Here is a 21851-nt window from a genome sequence, read left to right on the forward strand (position 1 = left end):
TATTAAAGCCTTTCGGTTGTTGTTTGCACAAATTCGCTGGTGAGTCTCTCGGCCAGTAGCGTGCGTGCCTCAGCCAATCGCTCAAGTGCAGCCGTGTCATCCGCATCCCGCTCGGCCGCCTCTGCCAGTCGGTCGTCTGAGAGAGGATCCGTCGGGCGACCATCGACCAGAACCTCATAATGCAGATTTGGGCCGGTCGCGGTGCCGGTTGCACCGACGCGACCGATCATGTCTCCGGCCATCACGCGCTGCCCTTGTTCGAGTGTGTCCGGCACCTCGCTGAGATGTGCGTATCGTGTCAGGGTGTCGGAGCCATGCGCTATCTCCACCACCCGGCCATATCCACCACGACGTCCGATGAAGCTCACGCGTCCGGGCGCTGTCGCTTTTACAGGCGTACCGCGGGCCGCAGCAAAGTCGACGCCGGTGTGCATGCGCACATTCCCATAGACCGGGTGTGTGCGCCGGCCAAAGACGGAACTCAGTCGCGCTCCTTCCACCGGTTGGGCAAAGACACGCAGGACCTCTCCATCGACATAAATCGTCGCTTTACCGCTGCCGTCATCCGGCCAGACCATCTCGTAGACCGTTTCACCAAGGTCCAGTGTGGCAAAGGCAAGTTCGGGCTGACCGATCCTCTCGTTTCCGTCGCGGGCTTCGCGCCAAAGAATACGCATCGTCTCGCCACCGGAAAGTTCGCGTCGAAAATCTACTGTGCCGCCCAGCATCTGCGCCATGTCGACCGCAAAACGAGCAGGGATGCCCGCCTTGTCCAAAGCCGCGAAGACAGAGCTTTCGATCACTGCCTCGCCCGCGAACGTCACCATTTCAGGGTCTGGCTCCAACACGCGTGTGACAAGTTCTTGACCAAAGACCGTTTCGATCCGCACCCCATCGTCAACTGCCAGTTCCACGCGGCTCGGATTTCCGTCCACCTTTGAGATCACAGTGATCTCATGGCCCGGGCGCAATCGGCGCAGGTCATATTCTGCACCAAGCGCGAGCGCGATTTCGGCACGCGCAGGCGCAGCGATACCCGCGTTCGCCAGGACCGCATCCAGCGTCTCGCCCGACGCGATCTCACGCGACCAGGTGATCAAAGGCGGTTCAATCTCGGGCAATGCGGTTTCTGCGAAGACAGATTGCAAGAGCGGCAGAGGTCGCATTGGGCTAGCATTGTCGGCGTGAAATGCAGCGGGCGGTGTCACATCGTAGTCGGCGATCTGAGGCATCGAGAGCGGATCGGGAGTCCAGAGGGTCGCTTCAGCAATCGCAGGAGGCACTGGCTCTTTAGAAAGAACGCCAGAAATGGCGATGGCGGTCAGCGAAAAAGCGCCTGCGACCACAGCGCTCGCCAAAACAATTCTAATCTTCATGTTGCCCCCTCTACGACTTCTGTCAGTGCACGCCGGATCTTCGGCACTGCGAATTCTCTTGGCTCGTGATAGTCAATCATGGTGACGAGTTCACCCTTGGCATCGAACAGGAATACACTTGCCGTATGGTTCATTGTATAGTCGCCGCCTTCGGTCGGGACGCGCTCATACGAGGCACGAAATCCTTCTGCAGCGCGGGCAACCTGGTTTGCCGGCCCAGTCCAGCCGCGAATAGCCGGATGAAAATAGCCGACATATTCGGCCATGGCCTCGACCGTGTCCCGCTCCGGATCGACTGTGATGAAGACCACGTTCATCCGCGCGGCTTCGTCCCCGAGATCTTCAAGCCAACCTGAGATATCCGATAACGTCGTGGGGCAGACATCCGGGCAGTAGGTGAACCCGAAAAACACCATGGTCGGGCGTCCGATCAGGGTTTCCGGGCCCACTTCATTGCCTTCGTGATCGGTCAGTCGGAAATCCATCGCCGACAGGGGGAGAGGCCTTTGGCCGGCCGGTTTTGGTGCACCGGGACCGTCCACGCGCCACCAGCCGACGCCGAGCATCAGAGCGAGTGCGCCTGCACCGGCTGCACCGTATTGGACCACATGCCGACGCTGCATCAGCCCTCCGGCCCGCGCGCGGCAATGCCCAGGATCGGGACCTCGACAGTCACTTCGCCACCGTCCGAGAAGGTCAGCGTCAGCGGGAAGGTCTCGCCTTCGATCATCGGGTTTTGCAGCTTCATGAGCATGGCGTGCAGTCCGCCCGGTTCCAATGCCACGCTTTCCCCTGCGTCTATCGTCATCTCGCCAACAGGCGCCATAGAACTGACGCCGTCGGCGTTGGTTTTCGTCTCATGGATCTGGGGCATCACGGCCAGTGGTGTTGTAAGCCCGGTCAGCGTGACCGCTTCGTTACCCGTGTTTCGCACGGTCAAATAGGCAGCGCCCGGTCGGTTGACGCCGATTGAAGCACGGGACCACGCGTTTTCGACGACCACATCCTCCGAACCGGCAAATGCTGGAATCGACATGCCCGAGAGCAGTAAGACAAGGGTCAAACCATTGATGTAAGGTAGCTTTTTCATGATGAATTCTCCTGTATCTGGCCGAGCGTCAACTTTGGCTGGCCGCAACTTCCGCCGCCACTAGTCGCCGCAGTTCGGCCTCACCGAACGGGTCTAATGGCTTGGCGTTGACGAAGAACGTGGGCGTTTGTCGTACGCCAACCGCTTCGACATCAGCGCGGTCCTGATTGAGTACCGCCACGACACCGGGGGACAGCATCTGTGTCCGGGCAGCTTCGACATCCAGACCACCGCTTGCGGCAATCTCAAGGATCAAACCCGGTGCCGGAGTGCCATGGGACGCCCATCGGGGCTGCTCGCGCAGGACCGCTTCTAGCACGGGTTCGAACACATCCTGCATCCGCGCAGCTTCGAGAACACGGATCGCTTCTACCGACGCGTCCCCGTGAAACGCGGTATATCGAATGACGACACGGACCGCATCACCGTGCTCAGCCATGACCTCTTTGACCACGGGATAGAAGGCGCGGCAGGCCTCGCAAGCTGGATCGAAAAACTCGACAATCGTGACAGGTGCCGTTTCGGGGCCGAGGATCGGGGAATAAGGCCGGATCAGCACATCGTTCACTTCCGGCGCGACAGGGACTGCCTCTGCCATGGGTTGGGGGCGGGTGGCATACCAGGCAGCGCCGCCAAAACCTGCGGCACCAACAGCCAGAACGGATAGAATAAGGCCGCGTCGATTCATGTTTGTTTTTCCTTCAGTGAAAGGGCTGACAGCATCCCGATCATCGTGAAGGCGACAAGCGCCATCAGCGGAATCGGAATGCCGAAGATCACCTGGTTGTCGTCGGTACAAGAGGGGCCGGTCGCCGTGCAGGGCTGGATCGCCTCGGGGATCACCCCGACATAGAGGCCGATGTGATACAACGCCACTGCCGCCCCCCCAAGCGCCAGCGCAACGCCATAGCGCCCCACGCGGGGATCCTGCCACCACAGCCCGAGCCCAAGAACGATAGCCAGGGGGAACATGAAGGCGCGCTGGAACCAGCAAAGAACGCAAGGCGTTTGACCAAGAACCTCGCCAATGAAGAGCACGGCAAGCGATGCGATAAGCGCAACGCCCCACGCCAGGCCAAGTGCAGTTTCTCCAGAAAGTCGGGTCATAACGATCAGATCCTCTCTCTCAGATCGGCGAGGATCTCTTCGGCGGGCGTGCCATAGGGCCAAGAGTCCGCGAAGCCTGCCTGCGTATCGAAAAGGAAAAGATGCGACGTGTGACCCATCGTGTATCCATCCGGCGCAGTGGCCTCCTCGATCCGCTCAAAGAAAATTGGGAAGGTCTCGGATGTTGCGGCGATCTGCTCCGGCGTGCCGGTCAGCCCGATGATCCCTGCGTCGAACAGGGGCACATACTCGGCAAGTGCCATCGGCGTATCCCGCTCCGGATCAATCGTTATGAAAATCGGCTGGACCTTTGCCGCCTCGTCGCCCAAGCCCTCCATCACGGCCGCGACTTCGGACAGTGTTGTCGGACATACGTCGGGGCAATTGGTGAAGCCGAAGAAGACCAACATCCAGCGACCTTTGAAATCTTCCTCCGTTTGGATCATGCCGCGATGATCGGTCAGTTCGAAATCAGCGAAGAGCGGTGGTTCATCTTCGGCTCGGGCAAGGTCGGCACGGTAGTCGGACCATAGCAACAGCCAGATGAAAGCGAACGCTGCCACGCCCGCAAACACCCACAATACCTTTTGAAGACCTGAAAGCCTCACGCCGCTCCGCCCGAAATTGATTCTATGTTTTGTGTGTGTTTACATCCTCTAGCTACTGTAGGTTCAAGCATGATTCTGCATCTGCGACAGCGCGTCACGCACCTGTGAAGTCAATGTTCACTATTCAGCGCTTCAAAACCTGCCAACACTCAGTTTTTCCCTATTTCGTCCGACTCTAAGGGTGGCCATCAAGGGAAGATCCGAGCAGATTCCACTAAGTCAGATGCTTGAGGAAAACGGTCCCGCAGACATTAAGCTGCCAATCAGATGCACTGCAAGCATGGGTCATTTTCAAAGTTATCAGTTCAAAATAATGCTTGAACCTACAGCTACTGTAGGAGCTAGAAATGTTGCGAATCATTGATGGGGTCCTGCTCACGGCATGCAAGCACGAAATACTTCAACCCGCTTGGTTTTCCGCCCGCTTTCACCCCATTTGCAATCCACCGAAGCGCAATGGGATACTCGAAGATCATGCTGAATTCAGCCGATGCGGGAACTTTGTCCGGCTAGGATGCAGAAGCGCTACTCAGGGAGATAGAAAAATGACGCCTGAAATCGGACAATTCGCACTGATCTTGGCGCTTGCTGTCGCGATGGTCCAAAGCATCCTGCCGATTGCCGGGGCTAGCACTGGGCGCGTTCTTTGGATGGAAAGCGCCAAAACGACTGCCGCGCTTCAGGTGACGCTGGTTGCCATAGCGTTCGGCGCACTCATGCGATCTTTTGTTGTCAGTGACTTCACAATCCGCAACGTAGTGGAGAATTCCCACTCGCTGAAGCCGATGATCTTCAAGGTTGCGGGCACCTGGGGCAGCCACGAAGGGTCTCTACTTCTCTGGACCCTTATTCTCGTTATTTTCGGGGCTGGGGTCGCGCTGCTGGGCAGAAACATTCCGGCGGGTCTCAAGGCACGAACGTTGTCCGTTCAAGCCTGGATCAGCGTCGGCTTCCTGAGCTTCATGCTCTTCACGTCCAATCCGTTCGATCGGGTTTTCCCGCCGCCCCTAGATGGCACGGATCTCAACCCGCTTCTGCAGGACATCGGGTTGGCGATGCATCCCCCACTCTTATATTTTGGGTACGTCGGCTTCTCTATCGTATTCTCCTTCGCAGTCGCGGCTCTGATAGAGGGGCGAGTGGATCCTGCGTGGGCACGTTGGGTGCGGCCCTGGACATTGACGGCCTGGATCAGCCTCACTGCAGGGATCGCCCTCGGCTCTTGGTGGGCTTATTACGAACTTGGCTGGGGCGGCTGGTGGTTTTGGGATCCAGTTGAAAACGCATCCTTCATGCCATGGCTTCTGGGCACTGCACTTCTGCACTCGGCTATTGTTACGGAAAAGCGGGATACGTTCAAAAGTTGGACTATTCTTCTGGCGATCCTGACCTTTTCACTGTCACTTCTGGGGACATTTATCGTCCGGTCTGGCATTTTGACATCTGTTCACGCGTTTGCGGTTGACCCTGCGCGCGGCGTGTACATTCTCGGCCTTCTTGGTGTGACAATTGTGGGATCTCTGACGCTCTACGCATGGCGCGCGCCTCAGCTTGGATCGGGTGGCGTCTTTCGGCCAATCAGCCGCGAGGCTGGGCTTTTGCTCAACAACCTTCTGCTTGCGACCGCAACAGCGACGGTTCTTTTTGGAACACTCTATCCATTGTTTGTGGAAGCGGTGACTGAAGAAAAAATATCAGTTGGTCCACCATATTTCAACGCGACGTTTATTCCCTTCATGCTGCCCCTCGTCATCATCATGGGAGTTGGCCCGTTCCTTTCCTGGAAACGCGCTGATCTGCCCGGAATCTGGCAGCGGCTGCGTTGGGTTTTTGGTGTCGCGATTGGTGTTGCAGGGATCGTTTGGTACTTTCAAACAGACGGGCCACTGCTTGCTGTGGTCTCAATAGGGATTGCCGCCTGGGTTTTTGTTGCGACGTTGCGCGAATGGGCAATGCGCATCAAGCTCTTTGATCTACCGCTTTCTCAGTCTCTGCGTCGCGCGCGCAACCTGCCGCGCGCTGCGCACGGTATGACCCTCGCGCATCTTGGCGTTGCAATGCTTGTGCTTGGGTTCGTAGGTTCAACTGCCTGGAAGGAAGAACGTGTGCTATTCGCAAGACCGGGGACGACCGTGGAAATTGCCGGTTTTGAGGTGATATTCGACGGCGTCGAACAGTTGCGTGGTCCAAACTACATCGCACAACAAGGCCAGCTTCGCGTCTTGAAAGATGGGAGTGAGATTGCGACGCTGCATCCGGAGCGCAGAAGTTATCCGGTCGCGGGCACTTCCACGACCGAATCTGCAATCCGATCAACCCTCGTCGGAGATCTCTACGTCACCATCAGTGAGCCCGCGGCCGATACGGCGTCGGGCGAATGGAATTTGCGCATTCTCTACGAGCCACTGGTTAACTGGATATGGATCGGAGCCACGATGCTGGTGCTTGGCGGGTCCCTTTCGCTATCGGATCGCAGGTTGCGGGTGGGAGCGCCGTCGCCAAAGAGCCAGTCGTCTGCGCTTCAGCCGGCGGAATGATATGATGAAGAAAATCCTTCTCGCGATCCCTGCGCTGGTCGCAGTAGTCTTGGGTGGTTTTTTGTTCTGGGGACTCAACCCTGACCGAGATCCTAATGCAATTCCTTCTGCTTTAATCTCCGATCCAGTACCGAATTTTGAACTGCCACCAGTAGATGGCACGAAGACACCCGGCCTGTCAGCCGCAGCCCTTCGCAGCATTGGCGAGCCGTTTTTGGTCAATGTATTCGCTTCATGGTGCGTGCCATGCCGTGCTGAGCATGCGGTGCTCACCCGATTTGTCGAACAGGACGGTATCCGGCTGATGGGGATCAACTACATGGACAAACCAGCAGATGCAGCCAATTGGCTGGATGAGCTTGGCAACCCCTATGAAAGGATCGGATCAGACAGCGAAGGCCGCGTCGGGATTGAGTGGGGTATCTCCGGCGTGCCGGAGACTTTTGTGATCGATGGAATGGGGATCGTTGTCTATCGCTATGTTGGTCCCATCGTGACGCCAGAGGCACAGGCTGAAATTCGCGCGGCGTTGGCCGCAGCAGGTGGTCAATCATGAAAGGTTGGCTCGGTTCACTGGTGCTGGTGCTAGCGCTTTCCGCGACATCATCTGTGTGGGCGGTTGAACCCGATGAGCTGTTAGATGATCCGGTGCTGGAGATGCGCGCCCGGGAGCTTTCAAAGCAGCTGCGTTGCGTTGTCTGCCAAAATCAGGATATCGACAGCTCGAATGCAGGTGTTGCCAGAACGATGCGGACCTTGCTGCGCGAACGCCTGATTGCAGGTGATACCGATGGCGAGATCATCGCATTTTTCGTTGGTCGCTATGGTGATTTCGTCCTGTTCCGACCAAGGCTCAAACCCGCTACGTATCTGTTGTGGTTCGGACCTGCTGTTCTTTTTGCCGTTGGGATTGGGGTTGTTCTACTCACAATCCGGCGTGGAAGCATCGCGGTTCTTGATGGCACAGCTGATCCCCTGAGCGCTGATGAAGAACGTGAGTTCGAGGCCATTTTGCGTGAAGACAAAGGACAGAGAAATCCATGATTTGGTTCGTGTTTGGCGCGATGGCATCGATTACTGCGCTCCTGTTCTTGTCCGGTCTTTATCGAAAAGGTGAAGTCCTGAACAGAAAGGATGGGGCGTTGGCCATCCTCAAGGATCAGCTTTCCGAAATTGATGCTGATCAAGAGCGGAATCTGATATCCGGTACCGAGGCCGCCGCGGCCAAGGTAGAAATCAAACGGCGCATACTGACCGCCGGTCGGCTTGAGGCACGCAGGTCGTCGGGCGCAAGCGGGCGAAGCGCCATCCTCGCATCGGCCATTGCCGTGCCTTTGGTGACCTTCGTTCTGTATTCTCAAATCGGTTCACCGGAAATAAAAAGCCAGCCTCTGGCGTCTCGCGGAGCGGAAACCCAGGAAGCCGCAAACCTCGCGGAGCTGACCCAGAAATTAAAAGCCCGTCTTGAAGCAGACGAGTCGGGTGGTCCAAGCGAAGGTTGGCGTCTGCTCGGTCGGACTTACATGCGCATGGGTCGCTACGACGCTGCTGTCGATGCATTCGAACACGTCGCTGTTCGCGATGATGCAGGTATCGCTACTCTATTACAATTTGCCGAGGCCTTGATCGCAGCCGAGAATGGGGTCGTGACGCCGCACGCGGAGCGAGTGATCGAACAGGCTTTTGAGATGGACTCAAATGATCCGGGGGCAATTTTCTACAGGGCCCAAGCCCTTGAACAGGATGGAGTTCCAGGCGAAGCGCGAGCGCTATTGATCGACCGTCTCAAGAGGGCGGATCGCGCCTATCCGTGGATGGAGGTTTTCGTCTCTTTCGCCAACCGGTTGGGAGAACAGGTCGGGAAATATCCTGTAAATCTCGCTGACTTTCTGCCAAAACCGCAGGATGTGCGTGGTCCCAGTGCGGCCGACATCGAGGCCGCCCAGGATATGTCAGTCGAGGAGCGCAGGGCTTTTGTCCGCTCCATGGTTGACCGCTTGGCAACGCGAATGGTGGACGACCCAGACGATCTTGAAGGATGGCTACGGCTAGCGGAGGCGTACAGTGCATTGGGCGACGTTGATGCTGCTCAGGACGCGGCTACCAAAGCGCGCAACTTGGCAGAAAGCCTTCCGGAAACCGACCCTACGCGTGCCGCCACCACGGCCCGATTGGATCGGATCAAAAAATAGATTTGGGCCACGAGGTCACCGATACAAGAGAACTTTCTCCTCTCCTAAAACCAAACCTTTGCAATTTCTGCCTCTCTTGAGCAATGCAACGGCGCTGTTTCATCGTTTTCGGACAGCGCTGAGATTGGCAGTCGACAGCGCTTCGAGAACGGCATCCACGGATAGCAATTCGGATAAAATGATACCTTCAGGCGCATCTGGACCGTAAACTATGTTGAACGGAATTGCGTATCTGCCGTGCGCCTCGAGATAGGATTGGACTGTCGCGTCCGGTCGCGTCCAATCCGCGCGCATCGCAATCACGCCTTCCCCGCCAAGTGCTCCAAAAACTGGTTCACGATCCAGGACCAGCGTCTTGTTTGCTTTGCAAGTAATGCACCAATCCGCAGTAACGTCCACGAATACAGTTTTGCCCTGCGACACTTCACGCGCGATCCGGGACCGATCGAACTCGACCCAGTAAGAAGCACTTGAGTTTGTTGCGTCAGCGGGCCTATTCGGCAGCAGTGCAGGGGCCGCCAATGTCATGCCCAAAACTGCAGTCATCCCCCACAGCAAACCTCTACGGGGCTGGACCTGATAGGCTCTTGCAGTCGGTACGATAAGCCCAAGGCCCAACAGCACCAAGCCTGTGAGGGTTGGCGACGTTACACCAATCAAGACCCAGCATAGCCATACAACGGTTCCGGCAAGCAACAATCCGAGAACAATCTTTAAGCTCATCATCCAGGGTCCCGGTTTGGGCAGCCGGGAGAGGAAACCAGGCCAAACGGCAGTCAGAATATATGGCAGTGCAAGCCCAATCCCCATCGCCGTAAAAACCGCAAGTATATCTCCTGCCGTGCCGGAAAGGGCGAAGGCAATGGCTGTTCCCAGCAAAGGGGCGGAACAAGGCGTTGCAAGTACCGCAGTCAGTGCGCCGGTGGAGAAGTCTTCGACATACCCCCGCCCAAAGCGGCCAGATAGCCTAGCCATCCAGCTACTTGGCAAGGACACTTCAAAAATTCCGAACAAGTTTGCTGAGAAGAGTCCGACAACGAGGATGAGTGCGATCAGAAAATATGCATTCTGAAATTGCATACCCCATCCAACGGCATATCCGAGCGTCTGAAGCGTTATGATCGCCAAGGCCAGCACCCACATGAAAGCAACAGTTCCGCCAGCCGTGGCGAGAAATCCGGCGCGCAATTGTGAGACGGAGCGATCCTCATTTCGGAGCGCCGATCCGAATTTAATCGATAGAACCGGCAAGACGCACGGCATTATGTTCAGGATCAAACCTCCCAGGAAAGACAGCAGTATAATAAGGAAGAACTTAACGTTATCTTGACTGGTTTCGGATACGTAGGGTGGAGAAGGCGCCAAGTCGGTGGTGTTCACATCATCGAATGTCACCGCGACGTCCTCGTCTACGACGGTAATTCGAAGGGAGGATTGTTCCTCGCTCAACGCAAGAATTGGGAAGCTTGCCCAGAGACCTGTTCGATCATCTGTGAGTCGGATATCGGGCGCGCCGAATACAGTGCCTGCACCAAATTCTGGAAAAACATCGGGATTGTTCCAGCCAGAAGGCCGCGTCATCTGAATAACAAAAACTTGACCCTGCTTCAGCGCTGCGCCCGAGATCGCTATTGCACTTTCTGTTCCTGCGACAGGTACGCGAGCGGCCCATGTCGCGATTTCGGTCGCGGCTTTAGCGTCGACGCCGGATCCCAATGGAACAGGGAGAGTCAGTTCAAACCTTTCCGGAACGCACACATTGGAGCAGATCAGCAGATTGACGATTGCCTTCAGCTCGGCTGACCTATCAGAGTTCACAAGCTGCAATTGTAACGGAAATGTCACTTGCTTGGCGTAGCCGAAGTTTTCAATTCCGAAGGCTCGGAACCGCGTGGGTGCAGGCCAAAGGATTTCGACGTCTTCGAGGTTTGTGGACTCCTCCCAATCGATCTCCGGCGGCAGGCCAACCTCGCCCGGCGACCGCCAGTACGCTTTCCATCCTTCCTCCAGTTCAATCTTCAAACCCGCCGAAAGGAACCGCGACCCTGGGGCGATTCCCGCTTCCGCGACAATCAAGCGCGCAGTCAGTGCTTCGGAACGATATGCATTGGATTCCAAGGCGCGAACAGGGCTTGCCACTAAAACAACAAAGAGTGCGAGACTGACAAGCAATCCTGCCAAGGCTATACGCATATTCTGACCTCTTTTTCTTCGCGCTCGGTCTCGGGAAGTTCCTGTAACGTGCTATTTCCTAAGGCCTTTTGACGCCGTCAACCCCTTATGCGGTGAGCCCATCCAAGAGTCCGAGTAACTGGGCAACAGCGCTGTTCGTTTGAACCTCCTGTACAACAGCCGTTCTTTTGAGAACAAATTTGATCCGCTCTCCATGTGGTCGCATTTGTAGGCTAGGGTCCCTTAAAGTTCAGTCATCAGCCAGCTGTTCGCGGTACTTCCGATAGGGACCCTGTCGAGAGTCGAAGCTGGGCGATAAAATAGTCAGCCCACAGGAACAGCCAGATAGAAACGAACGCGGCCACGCCCGCAAGCACCCACAATATATTTTGAAGACCTGAAAGCCTCACACCGCTCCGCCCCAAATTGATTCTATGTTTCTGTGAGTCTACATCCTCTAGCTACTGTAGGTTCAAGCGCGATTGTCATCGATCGGCCAACAATCACCGATCTGTGAAACTCAGGTGAAGCTTGTGATGCGCACTGCATAAAGCTACACCCACTGTAGGTAATGTGGAGAGCCTGAAATGTTGACGATTGGGACGCTTGCGAAGAAGACCGGAACGAAAGTGCAGACCATCCGATATTACGAGCAGATCGGGCTCATGCCTGAGCCCGGCAGGACCGAGGGGGGCCAACGCCGCTATGGCAATGCCGAACTCGACCGTCTTTCGTTCGTGCGGCACGCACGGCAACTGGGGTTCTCGCTGGATGCGATCCGCGAACTGCTTGATCTCAGCGATCATCCAGGAAAGTCCTGCGCAGAGGCGGATGCAATTGCCCGTCGACAGCTTAAGCAAGTGGAGCAACGACTGGCTCGGCTAGAGGCGCTGCGCACGGAATTGAAGCGGATGGTGCATGAGTGCAGCGGCGGACAGACTTCTGATTGCCGTGTGCTCGAGGTGCTGCGCGACCATTCCGAATGCCTGACAGAGCATGAGGACATTGGCGCCTGAGCTATTTTGACCACCTTTGATCGGAACACAAAAAGCCCGGTGTTAGTTACTCATTGGCAATTCACTGAAATGGGACACCCGGCATGGCGGAGCAGAAGAACGCATCGGAAAGACGCACACTCTGGATCGTGCTGGGTCTCAACATCGGGCTGGCAATCGCTTTCTTCGCCTCGGGCGCATTCGGCGATTCAAGCGCGCTTATCGCCAATGGGCTCGACAATCTGTCGGATAGTTTTGTCTATGCAATCAGCCTCTTTGCACTGTCTCGTTCCGCCACATGGAAGCGCGGAGCGGCTAATGTTTCGGGCGGCCTGCTGATCCTCTTCGCCCTTGGCATCCTTTATGACGCCTGGCGCCGCTACGTTGGCGGATCGGATCCTATTGGCACTATCATGATCATCATGGCGCTGGTAGCGGCGGCGATCAACGCACTTTGCGTCTGGTTGTTGGCGCGGCTTCGCGATCCAGACGTGAACATCCGAGCGGCGAATACATTCAGCTGGAACGACTTTGCGGCCAATCTCGGAATCGTCGCCGCAGGAGGGCTCGTGGCCTGGCTCGGTACGAACTGGCCGGACCTTGTGGTGGGCGTGATTGTCGCCGGTATCGCGGCATGGGGTGGCGTCGGAATCCTGAAAGACGCGCATGGTGAACACCACAAGGCAAAGCACAATGACGACCAGGTGACCAAGGACATGACCTGAAATTGGGGCTTGAAGCTACAGTGACTGTAGCAACTACATTGTCTTGTGAACGATTCGAGGAGATATTCCGTGAACCCCGCCGACCCTCATTTGGCCAAAACCCGGCTGCTGGATTTTGACGCGCCTTCAATAGCAAAACTGATCGAAGAGCGCGGCTGGGCAGAACTTCACCGTTACAACCGAATTGAGGCCATCTACGATTTCGTCCGAAACGAGATTGCCTTCGGCTACAACCGCGCCGACGACATTCCTGCCTCTGCGGTACTGGCGGATGGTTACGGGCAGTGCAACACGAAAGGTACGCTTCTCATGGCACTGTTGCGCAGCTTGGGCATTCCCTGCCGACTGCACGGTTTCACCATCCACAAGGCGCTTCAGCGCGGCGTGGTGCCCGAATTGGTCTACCCCCTCGCACCGTCCGAAATCCTTCATTCATGGGTCGAAGTCGAAACCGATGAGGGATGGATCAATCTGGAAGGCTTCATTCTGGACGCGCGCTTCTTGCAGACGCTTCAGAAGGAGTTCAGCGACACAGAAAGCCTTTGCGGCTACGGGGCCGGAACGGATTGCCTGAGCGCGCCACCAGTCAGTTGGAGCGGCGGCAGCACTTACATTCAGAAAACAGGTATCATTAATGATTTCGGAACCTTCGATGCACCCGACGACTTTTATGTGAAATATCGCCAGAGCTTCGGATTCGCACGTGACCTGCTCTATCGCCATGTCGTTCGGCACTGGATGAATGCACGGGTGCGTGCGATTCGCCGGGGAGTTTTGCCACGGGTTCCGGGTCTCAGTCGGCCCAATCATAGCCACGAGGAGAAAAATCGTGCCGCATGATCACGGCCACGCCCACATCGATCCTGAATCTGGTGATCAACGGGTCGCCATCGCCATCTGGGCCAACGGCCTTCTGACAGTGGCGCAGATCGTCGGCGGCATTCTGTCAGGGAGCTTGGCGCTGATCGCGGATGCGCTGCACAATTTCTCGGACATGGCGTCATTGGTGATCGCCTTTGCCGCCCGGAAAATCTCGCGACGGCCCGCAGACGAGCAGATGACCTTCGGCTATGGGCGAGTCGAAATCGTTGCAGCCCTCATCAACTACACGACCCTGATCCTGATCGGCTTTTACTTGATCTATGAGGGTGGCATGCGCATGATCGACCCGCCCGCAGTGGCGGGATGGACCGTCGTGATCCTAGGCGGCATCGCGCTTTTCATCGACACACTGACGGCGATGCTCACCTATTCGATGCAGAAGGGCAGCGTGAACATCCGCGCGCTCTTCCTACACAACCTATCGGATGCTTTGGCCTCCGTGGCAGTCATCATTGGCGGATCGCTTATCCTCCTCTACGACATGCGTTGGGTCGACCCAGCAATCACCATCGGCATCGCCCTTTACATTCTCTATCTGGCTTTCACCGAGATCGGTGGTCCGATCCGGACGTTGATGCTCGGCAGCCCACCCGACATCGCCAATGAAGCCGTCGTTGAGACGATGCGGGGCGTCGATGGTGTTGCGGACGTTCATCACGTGCATCTGTGGCAGATGCAGGAGCAAGAGGCGGCGCTGGACTGCCACGTTGTGCTGACAGCTGACGGCTGGGGTCAAATCGAAAAGATCAAGGCCGCGATCAAGGACCAGCTGAAGGACGATTTCGGCATCGGCCATTCGAGTCTGGAATTCGAACACGAAGACCGCGCGCATGAAAATGCCGACCTCTACGGTCAAGGCAAGCCCGAAGAAGAGGAAGAAAACCATGTTCACCGAGACACTGACAGATGAAACCGTTCAAAACGTTGGGGTCATGCCGCTTTGAGGAGCGGCGGTGTTGGGTTCAGCAGGCTCGCCACATAGGGCGATCCGTCGGTTTCAGGCGGGACGTATCGGGTTCGATCCGGGAGATCGCCGTTCAGCATTTCAGCGCGCACTTTCAGCAGATAATGCGCACCAGTTCGTGACCATCGCATCTGTTGTTTCTTGACGAACCGCTTGGCGACGAGCGCGTTCACGCTTGCTTCTGCCGGTGATGTTGCGATGCGTCGTTCTGCGCGATGGCGTTCAGCGTAGTTGATGACCGATCGACTGTTTCGGCTAATATAGGTGTTGAGTTTCTCCAGGAGCTTGTCTGCGCGTTGATCCCAGAAACAGTGACCTGTCTCTGAGGAGAGCGCCTTTCTGACGATAGCTATCAAATCCAGAGCACGCTTCGGTTGGCCGTTCCAAAGTCTCCACTTGATACGGTCGATGTCTTGCTCGAACAGACCATAGCCCTCGGGCGCAGTCAGTGCCATTTGGGCAAGCGGCCGAAGTTTCATTGAAATATGAAACCAGTCGAAAATGTGAGTGGCCGGTTGCGGCAACATGCCGGTCAGGCGCTTGAGGCAGTCTTCGCCGTCCGATATCACTGTGATCTCCCCTCGACCAATATATCCCTGGTCTTTCAAAGCCAGTGAGGCGGTCGCATCCAACTCAGCCAACCGTGTCCCCTCGAACGCAAAGAGCGGTCCGGGGCTGTCGCCTCGCCCGCCACGTCCGCAATGACCTACAACCGCCTCAAATGTGCGCCCGCCCCAACGCTTGACCAAAGGAATATGCGCGGTGTCGACGGTGAAGACGAATTCGCGCGCGGGATCGCCCTCCATCTGCAACTCCAGCTGGGTGCGGTCTTCTTTAGCCAAGAATTCGTGCCAGCGCCGACTGCGTTCAGCGTCTTCGATACGCTTTCCAACCGAAAGCGCGCGATGGCGAAGGGTGGTAAACTTGCGCGACATTTGATCGGGCAGGAATGTTGACAGTATGTCCGATGCCTCGCGGTAGGGCAGCTTGGCACCGAGCCTCGCCGACAGCTCCATCAGTTCGGGCGTGGCGCGATCAGGACAGATATCCGCTGCTGGAGAGAACGTGAAACAGGCCCATGGCGTACATCTTTGGCAGATCATCAGGCGAGGATAGGTTGCCGGAACCGCGCCAAAAACCGTCAGTATCTTCCGTGTCCGGTAGTCCTTGATCGGCAGCTGACCCTCACAACACTGACAGACGCGCCGGTAGCGTACCCAGAGATCAAGCTCGCGCTGCACGACAGCCTTCTGGATTTCATGCATGATCTCTTTGCCGCCCTCAATCGAACAGCCGATGCGACCGTCGGTCAGGCCATCGAGATCCTTCTCAAACAGGAACTCCTGCCGATACTCCTCACCGGTCGGATCAACCGCTTCTACCGTGATGCGCCAATGCATGTTTGCCTGTCTGACGTCAGCACTCGTGGAACAGATTTGAGGTTTAGCTAACGGAGGATTTCTGGTTCATCGTCACCGTCAAGGAATGAAGATGAACAAGAAATCCGGAACCAGTAAAGCTGCGGCTGACAAGCTGGTCAAAACCATCCGCCGCAAAACGCGGCAAACCTATTCGTCTGAAGAGAAGATCCGCATTGTTCTGGCGGGTCTTCGCGGCGAGGAAACTATTTCGGTACTATGCCGCCGGGAGGGTATCTCCGAAAGCCTGTATTACAGCTGGTCAAAGGAATTCCTCGAAGCCGGGAAACGCCGTCTGTCTGGCGATACGGCCCGGCAAGCGACGTCGCCTGAGGTGAAGGAGCTGCGATCCGAGGCGACGACACTGAAGGAATGCGTCGCCGATCTGACACTTGAAAACCGTCTGCTCAAAAAAAGCATGACAGGGGCTGGGGAGTTCGAGGAATGAGGTATCCCGCATCTGAGAAACTGGAGATCATCCGCACCGTTGAGGGGTCCCATCTGCCTGTAAAGCAGACCCTCGATATGCTGGGTATCCCGCGCACCACATTCTACCGCTGGTATGATCGCTATGTTGAAGGCGGCTTTGACGCCCTGGCAGATCGCTTACCCCGGCCAAAGTCTGTCTGGAACCGCATTCCGCAAGCGAGGCGGGATGATCTGATCGAGTTCGCGCTGGAACATGAAGCGCTGACAACGCGGGAACTGGCGGTGAAATATACTGATGAGAAGAGGTATTTTATCTCTGAATCATCGGCTTACCGGTTCTTGAAGGAAGCTGACTTGATCACCGCTCCGGACTATGTCGTGATCAAAGCAGCTGATGAGTTCACCGACAGAACCACGGCGATCAACGAGATGTGGCAGACCGACTTCACCTACTTCAAGATCATTGGTTGGGGCTGGTTTTATCTCAGCACGATCCTGGATGATTACAGCCGCTACATCATTGGCTGGAAGCTCTGCACCAATATGCGGGCCGAGGACGTAACTGACACAATCGAACGGGCTCTGGCGGCGTCAGGATGCGACCATGCCGTCGTTCGCCACATGCCACGTCTGCTCAGTGACAACGGATCCTGTTACATCTCGGGCGATCTGGCCGAATGGTTGGAAGATCACAAGATGGACCATGTTCGTGGCGCTCCGTTCCATCCGCAGACCCAGGGCAAGATCGAGCGCTGGCATCAGACGATGAAGAACCGGGTTCTGCTGGAAAACTACTATCTGCCCGGCGACCTCGAACGCCAGATCGGGGCCTTCGTCGAGTATTACAACAACGAGCGATACCACGAGAGCCTGAACAACGTCACACCAGCTGACGTCTACTTCGGGCGCGACAAAGCCATCATCAGGGAAAGGGAGAAGATCAAGAAACTGACAATCCAAAGCCGCCGCTTGCAACATCAAAAACAGGCGGCATAATCAATCACGCTAACGAACCAGAGCCTCCAAAGCTCAAGCCGCTAGGATGTTCCATTTTATATGACGACGGACAGACTGGATCAATCAAGGCCTTCTGGTCGTGTTCTTTTTTCACATTGGCCTGCATACCAAACATGAGATGACATCGGGTGTTCTGGCCGCGCCGGGTCGGGCGATACTGCCGGCGATCGCGGCGTTCGGCGGTATGATCGTGCCGGCGGCAATCTATCTGACCTTCAATGCCGGCGATCCCGAAGCGATGCGTGGCTGGGCGATTCCGATCGCAACAGATGTCGTGCTTGTGCTGGGCCTGATGTCGTTTCTTGGCTCGGTGGTATCGCCGGGCCTTCTGGCCTTCGTCACAGCGGTAGCAATCTTTGACGATTTGGGCGCTGTTCTGGTGATCGCCTTGTTTTACGGTGAGGCAGAGTTCGGCTGGTCGCTCGCCGCCATTGCCGCCGGGCTCGCTGGGCTTGGCTTTCTGAACCGGCATGCGAGCGAAACCACCGCCCTTTATCTGCTCTTGGGCACGCTGCTTTGGATCGGCCTTGTCGGATCCGGCCTCGAAGGGGCGGTCGCTGGAGCTGTTACAGGGCTGGCGCTGCCACTTTCGGCCTTCAAGCGGAGTGCCGTCGAACAGGTAGAGAATCGCATCGCACCTCTTGCACTGTTCATCGTCGTTCCGGTCTTTGCGTTCTTCAATGCCGGGGTGCCCCTGACCTTTGCACCCACCAGTTGGGTGACTGATACGGTCGTAGTTGGAATTGTTCTGGGCCTGGTCGTCGGGAAACCGTTGGGTGTCGCAGTGGGAACAGGTCTTGCCTTGTGGGCCGGACTGGGCAGCTTGCCTTCCGGGACATCGTTGCAGGATACGTTGCGTGCGGCGCTTTTCGCGGGCATCGGATTCACGATGAGCCTGTTTATCGTCACCGCCGCGCTCGATGATCCCACGCGAGCGGATCCTGCGAAGGTCGCGGTAATTCTCGGCTCAAGTCTTTCCGCCATTTTCGCCAGTGTCGCCCTGCTGACGTTGCGCCGCAGGCGGTTGTCCTGACATGTCTTGCGGTGGCCCGTCCGGCCTTGCGCAAGGCTGCCAAACCCACAGGCGGTTCATCATCGCGTAAAGGAAGGATGCGGACCATGCGATCAGGAGTAGACCGATGAGTGCCTCAACGCCCGTCAGAAACCGCAAGTGCTCGGTTGGAAAGATATCGCCTATTCCGAGGGAGGTATAGGTTATTGCTGAAAAGTAGTAATAGTCGAGCAACGTCTCAATGGGTTCACCCGCAAATGCGCCGAGGTTCAACCAGCGTTCAGCCAAAGCATAGGCGATTGCGAAAACTCCGATTTCCAACATATGGACAGTGAACAGAAGGATCAAAACCACGAGGACGCGGGTGGGGGGACCCATCGGGATACGGGCCATTCCGCCACTGCACCACCTCAGAGCAGCAAGATGCATCACGGCCGTCAATAGAAATGACGATACGGATAGGGCAATAGAAAGAAGCAAGGGTGTTGTCCTTCTGTTTCAGTTGTGGCCACTTTAGACGCTATTCGCGATTTCATGCATCCCTGCCATTGCTGGCGTCCTAACGCTGACATCAGGTGAGCAACGCGAGATTGAACGTCTGACGGATCTTGGACTTGTCGGCATTGTTGGAGCGAGCTGTGCGAGGCCTCGGCGAAGCAACGAGTTTTATGGCTGTGACGCTGCAGTGCAAGATGACATTTCCGGCACAGGCTCGCAATCAATGTCCTCTCCTTTCGGAGTTGTGACTGGACCTTCGGTACGGATGTCTGCCAAAATTAACAAGAGTGGGAGGAAGCCTCTCGCATCATTGCGTTATGCAAGACGCCCGAGGGACATCTTTATCATGTTTACCAGACGCCATTTCATTGCCACGTCAGCAGCCTTGTTTTCGACACCAATATCGAGAGTTGCGCTCGCGGACCCAACTGCTCAGCAAGCGCAGTGGGCGGCATGGGATGTGCAGGTTACACCGGAGAACTACGATCCGGCGACATCGAACCCGTGGGGCCTGCAGCCGCGCTTCTTGCCGGTCCGGGTCGAGGCGAACGCCGGGCTGGTTCCTGGCGACATACATGTCGATGCCGTGGCGCGGTATCTCTACCATATCCAGGACGATGGCACGGCAATGCGGTATGGCGTTGCCATTGCAAGAGGCAATCTGTACGAGCCGGGTGTTTATTCCATCAGGCGCAAGGCCAAATGGCCGAGATGGACGCCGACGCCGAGCATGATCCGCCGTGACCCCGAGCTATACGAGCAGTTCTCGGACGGGGTGGAGGGCGGCCCGACGAACCCGCTGGGCTCCCGCGCGTTCTATCTCTTCGTCGGCGACCGCGACACGTATTTGCGCATACATGGCAGCCCTGAGTCCAGATCGATCGGCGGGCGCGCGAGCTCTGGGTGCGTTCGCATGGTGATGGCCCACATCATCGGGCTCTATGATCAGGTGTCGATCGGATCGACCGCATTTCTCTATCCCCCCGAGGAGGCTATCAGCGCGCGAAGTTGAGTGATCGGGCGCGCGCAGCTGCTCGGGTCGGGACTCGGTGTGCACCTGAGCCGCGAGGCAGATCAACCGGTGACGGCTGTCTGGTCCCGCGTGCAAATAGGATTTCCGTTGACTGTCCGAAGCGGCAGCATGGTGGTTTCGACCGGCCCGACGTGACGATACCAGTAACATCCGTCCTCCGGTGAAATGCGGACCGCCTGCAGATCCTGATAGGGGGCTACGATCGCGAGCACGCCTTCCGGCAATTCCGTAAGGAACCCGGGGTCTTCGCTCCCGGTATCGGAAAATTCCGGAACGCTGCACGCGCCCAATGTGATCAGCGCCAAGAGCGGTATCATGAGACTTTTGTTAATGAGCACGGGCCAACACCTTTTCATTGATCGTAGGTCACTTCCCAAAAAGAGTTCGCATGGTTACGCAAGCGCTGCAACAGCATCAAGTGGCTGGGTGGACGTGAATTCAGTTGTCACTGTGTCCTAATTAATCAGGATCTGGCGTAAATTTCTCCTGTGTTTTCAGTGATGATTTCTACCCATATTTTTCATATTGTACCTTTAATTACCATACTGTACCCCTAATTGGGATACGGTAGGATTTGTGGATATCAGTCGGCATCCAATGTTGCCCCCTATTGGAGTGCGCCCCTCGGGCTTGGCCAATCAGGCAGCTCTTTTTGACCGGTGCGTGGCGTTCCTTTCTTCGAACTGGTTGGGGTTCAGATAGCCGAGCGCTGAATGCAGCGCTGGTGGCGTTGTAGACGTTCTCGATGAAGTTTGGCAAATCGGCAGCGACATCAGTCGGGGCTCAAGTCAAAACCGCCCGATGTGATGCGCGCCACCGCAGGCTTCCATAGCCACAACACAGGGACGCAAGCTTTCCAGAAAATCCAGCAGTCGGTGCCGTTGAAAACGCTTGCGATATATAACTGCTCCAGTTGCGTCCAAACCTGCAAGGCTGCAAACCGTCTTGCCCAGATCAATTCCCGAAACTTCGATATCCATCTGAATGCTCTGTCTTCGACCTATGCCCGCAACAATAGCAGCGGTTTGGTGGGGAGGCAGTGCATCCCATTGGATCAGCGAGCGTGTTGCATAAGACAATAGACAATGCTTCAAGCTGCGTCATCATCACTTCTGTCTCGTGAAGCAGCGGCGAGTTGACGCCAACGTCCCCAACGAGGGATAAACATTGGCACCCGCCGCTGATAGGCGCGATATTCCTCGCCAAACTGTTTGAGTACCTGCTGTTCCTCACGCCGAGCCAGCCATGTGTAGACAAGCACAATCACTGGGAAAAGCCCGACTGAGAAAAGCGTTGGCCAATGAACCACGCCTTCTCCGAACAGAGCAATAAACAGCCCTGTGTACTGCGGATGCCGCACATACGCATACAAACCGTCTGTCACCAGACGGTTTTCATCTCGTGCCTTGTGGACCTGGTGCCACCCCCGAATAAAGAGACCTATCCCGATAACGGCGAGCGCATAGCCTAGCAGCATTGAGATCAACATGCCGGTTTCGCCGAGCCCTACCAGGGTCGACCATAGGCTGGCGCTGACATATTCGCTGTCCAAACCGAAAAAACGCACCAACAGATAGATGGTGAGCGGAAAGCCGTACATTTCTGCATAGAGCGCGATGATAAACGCCTGAACCACCCCGGCGCCGGCCCATTCCCGCCAGTTTTTCGGCGCGAAATATCGATAGAAGAACCAAGACGCCAACACGATTACGATCAATGTGATGCCCCAGGCTCCGGCATGGTTAAACGGTTCATTCATGGTTGGATCCTTGGGATATTGGTCAGATAATAGGGTT

Annotated in this window: 23 protein-coding genes; 11 read left to right on the top strand and 12 right to left on the bottom strand. The window is 56.5% G+C overall.

The genetic code is table 11. The annotated features are described in order from the left end of the window. Window positions 1-2: 2 nt before the first annotated feature. Genes BMZ91_RS11790 through BMZ91_RS11815 form a run of 6 tightly spaced genes read right to left on the bottom strand, consistent with a single transcriptional unit; the run spans window position 3 to window position 4154 of the window. Window positions 3-1376 carry a M23 family metallopeptidase gene (locus tag BMZ91_RS11790; RefSeq protein WP_092838910.1) on the bottom strand — a complete coding sequence of 458 codons (1374 nt, stop codon included), beginning with the start codon at window positions 1374-1376 and terminating at the stop codon, window positions 3-5. Next, entirely contained in the window at window positions 1373-1999 is a 627-nt protein-coding gene (locus BMZ91_RS11795; protein WP_092838913.1) for an SCO family protein, read from the bottom strand. The genes BMZ91_RS11790 and BMZ91_RS11795 overlap by 4 nt, the downstream gene beginning before the upstream one ends. Next, a complete protein-coding gene (locus tag BMZ91_RS11800; protein WP_092838916.1) occupies window positions 1999-2466 on the bottom strand; it encodes a copper chaperone PCu(A)C in 468 nt (155 codons plus the stop codon). The genes BMZ91_RS11795 and BMZ91_RS11800 overlap by 1 nt, the downstream gene beginning before the upstream one ends. 28 nt (window positions 2467-2494) lie before the next feature. Beyond that, on the bottom strand, window positions 2495-3154 hold the full coding sequence (locus BMZ91_RS11805) for a DsbA family protein (RefSeq protein ID WP_092838919.1): 660 nt from the start codon (window positions 3152-3154) through the stop codon (window positions 2495-2497). Next, complete coding sequence (locus tag BMZ91_RS11810; RefSeq protein ID WP_092838922.1) at window positions 3151-3573, bottom strand: disulfide bond formation protein B; 423 nt, start codon at window positions 3571-3573, stop codon at window positions 3151-3153. Before BMZ91_RS11810 ends, BMZ91_RS11805 begins: the two co-directional genes overlap by 4 nt. Before the next feature lie 5 nt (window positions 3574-3578). Further along, on the bottom strand, window positions 3579-4154 hold the full coding sequence (locus tag BMZ91_RS11815; RefSeq protein ID WP_425441570.1) for an SCO family protein: 576 nt from the start codon (window positions 4152-4154) through the stop codon (window positions 3579-3581). Window positions 4155-4726: 572 nt separating this feature from the next. Here BMZ91_RS11815 and BMZ91_RS11820 point away from each other — a divergent pair. The 4 genes from BMZ91_RS11820 to ccmI are packed head-to-tail and all read left to right on the top strand — an operon-like array spanning window position 4727 to window position 8910. Beyond that, window positions 4727-6718: a heme lyase CcmF/NrfE family subunit gene (locus BMZ91_RS11820; RefSeq protein ID WP_092838931.1), complete on the top strand. Its 1992-nt coding sequence runs from the start codon at window positions 4727-4729 to the stop codon at window positions 6716-6718. A gap of 1 nt (window position 6719) precedes the next feature. Beyond that, window positions 6720-7274, top strand: a complete 555-nt coding sequence (locus tag BMZ91_RS11825; RefSeq protein WP_425441566.1) for a DsbE family thiol:disulfide interchange protein — start codon at window positions 6720-6722, stop codon at window positions 7272-7274. Then, window positions 7271-7762, top strand: a complete 492-nt coding sequence (locus BMZ91_RS11830; protein WP_092838934.1) for a cytochrome c-type biogenesis protein — start codon at window positions 7271-7273, stop codon at window positions 7760-7762. The genes BMZ91_RS11825 and BMZ91_RS11830 overlap by 4 nt, the downstream gene beginning before the upstream one ends. Beyond that, entirely contained in the window at window positions 7759-8910 is a 1152-nt protein-coding gene (gene ccmI / locus BMZ91_RS11835) for a c-type cytochrome biogenesis protein CcmI (RefSeq protein WP_092838937.1), read from the top strand. Before BMZ91_RS11830 ends, ccmI begins: the two co-directional genes overlap by 4 nt. Window positions 8911-9009: 99 nt before the next feature. Here ccmI and BMZ91_RS11840 read toward each other — a convergent pair whose 3' ends face one another. After that, window positions 9010-11103 carry a protein-disulfide reductase DsbD family protein gene (locus tag BMZ91_RS11840; protein ID WP_092838940.1) on the bottom strand — a complete coding sequence of 698 codons (2094 nt, stop codon included), beginning with the start codon at window positions 11101-11103 and terminating at the stop codon, window positions 9010-9012. Between the two features lie 566 nt (window positions 11104-11669). On the opposite strand from BMZ91_RS11840, the gene BMZ91_RS11845 reads away from it, so the two are divergent. The 4 genes from BMZ91_RS11845 to BMZ91_RS11860 all read left to right on the top strand — a co-directional run bounded on the left by BMZ91_RS11845 (window position 11670) and on the right by BMZ91_RS11860 (window position 14594). Then, a complete protein-coding gene (locus BMZ91_RS11845) occupies window positions 11670-12098 on the top strand; it encodes a MerR family transcriptional regulator (RefSeq protein ID WP_009820106.1) in 429 nt (142 codons plus the stop codon). Window positions 12099-12181: 83 nt separating this feature from the next. Beyond that, entirely contained in the window at window positions 12182-12802 is a 621-nt protein-coding gene (locus BMZ91_RS11850) for a cation efflux transmembrane domain-containing protein (protein WP_092838943.1), read from the top strand. A 69-nt stretch (window positions 12803-12871) separates the two neighbouring features. Beyond that, on the top strand, window positions 12872-13642 hold the full coding sequence (locus BMZ91_RS11855) for a transglutaminase-like domain-containing protein (RefSeq protein WP_092838946.1): 771 nt from the start codon (window positions 12872-12874) through the stop codon (window positions 13640-13642). Further along, complete coding sequence (locus BMZ91_RS11860) at window positions 13632-14594, top strand: cation diffusion facilitator family transporter (RefSeq protein WP_092838949.1); 963 nt, start codon at window positions 13632-13634, stop codon at window positions 14592-14594. Before BMZ91_RS11855 ends, BMZ91_RS11860 begins: the two co-directional genes overlap by 11 nt. Window positions 14595-14614: 20 nt before the next feature. On the opposite strand, the gene BMZ91_RS11865 is transcribed toward BMZ91_RS11860, so the two are convergent. Next, on the bottom strand, window positions 14615-16048 hold the full coding sequence (locus BMZ91_RS11865; RefSeq protein WP_092838952.1) for an ISKra4 family transposase: 1434 nt from the start codon (window positions 16046-16048) through the stop codon (window positions 14615-14617). Window positions 16049-16139: 91 nt separating this feature from the next. Here BMZ91_RS11865 and BMZ91_RS11870 point away from each other — a divergent pair. Beyond that, window positions 16140-17491 (top strand): IS3 family transposase gene (locus BMZ91_RS11870; protein ID WP_425441567.1). Its coding sequence is split into 2 segments (ribosomal slippage): window positions 16140-16475 and window positions 16478-17491, totalling 1350 coding nucleotides; the frame shifts between segments, so codons are not numbered across the junction. 100 nt (window positions 17492-17591) lie between these two features. Next, on the top strand, window positions 17592-18545 hold the full coding sequence (locus tag BMZ91_RS11875; protein ID WP_177193856.1) for a Na+/H+ antiporter NhaA: 954 nt from the start codon (window positions 17592-17594) through the stop codon (window positions 18543-18545). On the opposite strand, the gene BMZ91_RS11880 is transcribed toward BMZ91_RS11875, so the two are convergent. Continuing rightward, the gene (locus tag BMZ91_RS11880; protein ID WP_245736340.1) at window positions 18480-19004 is read right to left on the bottom strand and encodes a potassium channel family protein; all 525 of its coding nucleotides are present in this window, start codon (window positions 19002-19004) and stop codon (window positions 18480-18482) included. The genes BMZ91_RS11875 and BMZ91_RS11880 overlap by 66 nt on opposite strands. Window positions 19005-19368: 364 nt before the next feature. On the opposite strand from BMZ91_RS11880, the gene BMZ91_RS11885 reads away from it, so the two are divergent. Then, window positions 19369-20034: a L,D-transpeptidase gene (locus BMZ91_RS11885; RefSeq protein WP_092839078.1), complete on the top strand. Its 666-nt coding sequence runs from the start codon at window positions 19369-19371 to the stop codon at window positions 20032-20034. A 62-nt stretch (window positions 20035-20096) separates the two neighbouring features. Here BMZ91_RS11885 and BMZ91_RS11890 read toward each other — a convergent pair whose 3' ends face one another. The 3 genes from BMZ91_RS11890 to BMZ91_RS11895 form a co-directional block, all read right to left on the bottom strand. After that, window positions 20097-20411 carry a hypothetical protein gene (locus tag BMZ91_RS11890; RefSeq protein WP_092838958.1) on the bottom strand — a complete coding sequence of 105 codons (315 nt, stop codon included), beginning with the start codon at window positions 20409-20411 and terminating at the stop codon, window positions 20097-20099. A gap of 432 nt (window positions 20412-20843) precedes the next feature. Then, the gene (locus BMZ91_RS21110; protein ID WP_143076334.1) at window positions 20844-21035 is read right to left on the bottom strand and encodes an IS110 family transposase; all 192 of its coding nucleotides are present in this window, start codon (window positions 21033-21035) and stop codon (window positions 20844-20846) included. A gap of 110 nt (window positions 21036-21145) precedes the next feature. Continuing rightward, complete coding sequence (locus BMZ91_RS11895; protein WP_092838961.1) at window positions 21146-21814, bottom strand: methyltransferase family protein; 669 nt, start codon at window positions 21812-21814, stop codon at window positions 21146-21148. Window positions 21815-21851: the final 37 nt, after the last annotated feature.

Source organism: Roseovarius lutimaris, from assembly GCF_900115165.1.
GTDB classification, from domain to species: Bacteria; Pseudomonadota; Alphaproteobacteria; order Rhodobacterales; family Rhodobacteraceae; genus Roseovarius; species Roseovarius lutimaris.

Coding starts and splice junctions, on each gene's coding strand:
- ccmI (WP_092838937.1), top strand. CDS start 7,759: ATGATTTGGTTCGTGTTTGGCGCGATGGCATCGATTACTGCGCTCCTG.
- BMZ91_RS11845 (WP_009820106.1), top strand. CDS start 11,670: ATGTTGACGATTGGGACGCTTGCGAAGAAGACCGGAACGAAAGTGCAG.
- BMZ91_RS21110 (WP_143076334.1), bottom strand. CDS start 21,035: ATGGATATCGAAGTTTCGGGAATTGATCTGGGCAAGACGGTTTGCAGC.
- BMZ91_RS11800 (WP_092838916.1), bottom strand. CDS start 2,466: ATGAAAAAGCTACCTTACATCAATGGTTTGACCCTTGTCTTACTGCTC.
- BMZ91_RS11825 (WP_425441566.1), top strand. CDS start 6,720: ATGATGAAGAAAATCCTTCTCGCGATCCCTGCGCTGGTCGCAGTAGTC.
- BMZ91_RS11895 (WP_092838961.1), bottom strand. CDS start 21,814: ATGAATGAACCGTTTAACCATGCCGGAGCCTGGGGCATCACATTGATC.
- BMZ91_RS11890 (WP_092838958.1), bottom strand. CDS start 20,411: ATGAAAAGGTGTTGGCCCGTGCTCATTAACAAAAGTCTCATGATACCG.
- BMZ91_RS11865 (WP_092838952.1), bottom strand. CDS start 16,048: ATGCATTGGCGCATCACGGTAGAAGCGGTTGATCCGACCGGTGAGGAG.
- BMZ91_RS11810 (WP_092838922.1), bottom strand. CDS start 3,573: ATGACCCGACTTTCTGGAGAAACTGCACTTGGCCTGGCGTGGGGCGTT.
- BMZ91_RS11805 (WP_092838919.1), bottom strand. CDS start 3,154: ATGAATCGACGCGGCCTTATTCTATCCGTTCTGGCTGTTGGTGCCGCA.
- BMZ91_RS11830 (WP_092838934.1), top strand. CDS start 7,271: ATGAAAGGTTGGCTCGGTTCACTGGTGCTGGTGCTAGCGCTTTCCGCG.
- BMZ91_RS11820 (WP_092838931.1), top strand. CDS start 4,727: ATGACGCCTGAAATCGGACAATTCGCACTGATCTTGGCGCTTGCTGTC.
- BMZ91_RS11850 (WP_092838943.1), top strand. CDS start 12,182: ATGGCGGAGCAGAAGAACGCATCGGAAAGACGCACACTCTGGATCGTG.
- BMZ91_RS11790 (WP_092838910.1), bottom strand. CDS start 1,376: ATGAAGATTAGAATTGTTTTGGCGAGCGCTGTGGTCGCAGGCGCTTTT.
- BMZ91_RS11795 (WP_092838913.1), bottom strand. CDS start 1,999: ATGCAGCGTCGGCATGTGGTCCAATACGGTGCAGCCGGTGCAGGCGCA.
- BMZ91_RS11840 (WP_092838940.1), bottom strand. CDS start 11,103: ATGCGTATAGCCTTGGCAGGATTGCTTGTCAGTCTCGCACTCTTTGTT.
- BMZ91_RS11885 (WP_092839078.1), top strand. CDS start 19,369: ATGTTTACCAGACGCCATTTCATTGCCACGTCAGCAGCCTTGTTTTCG.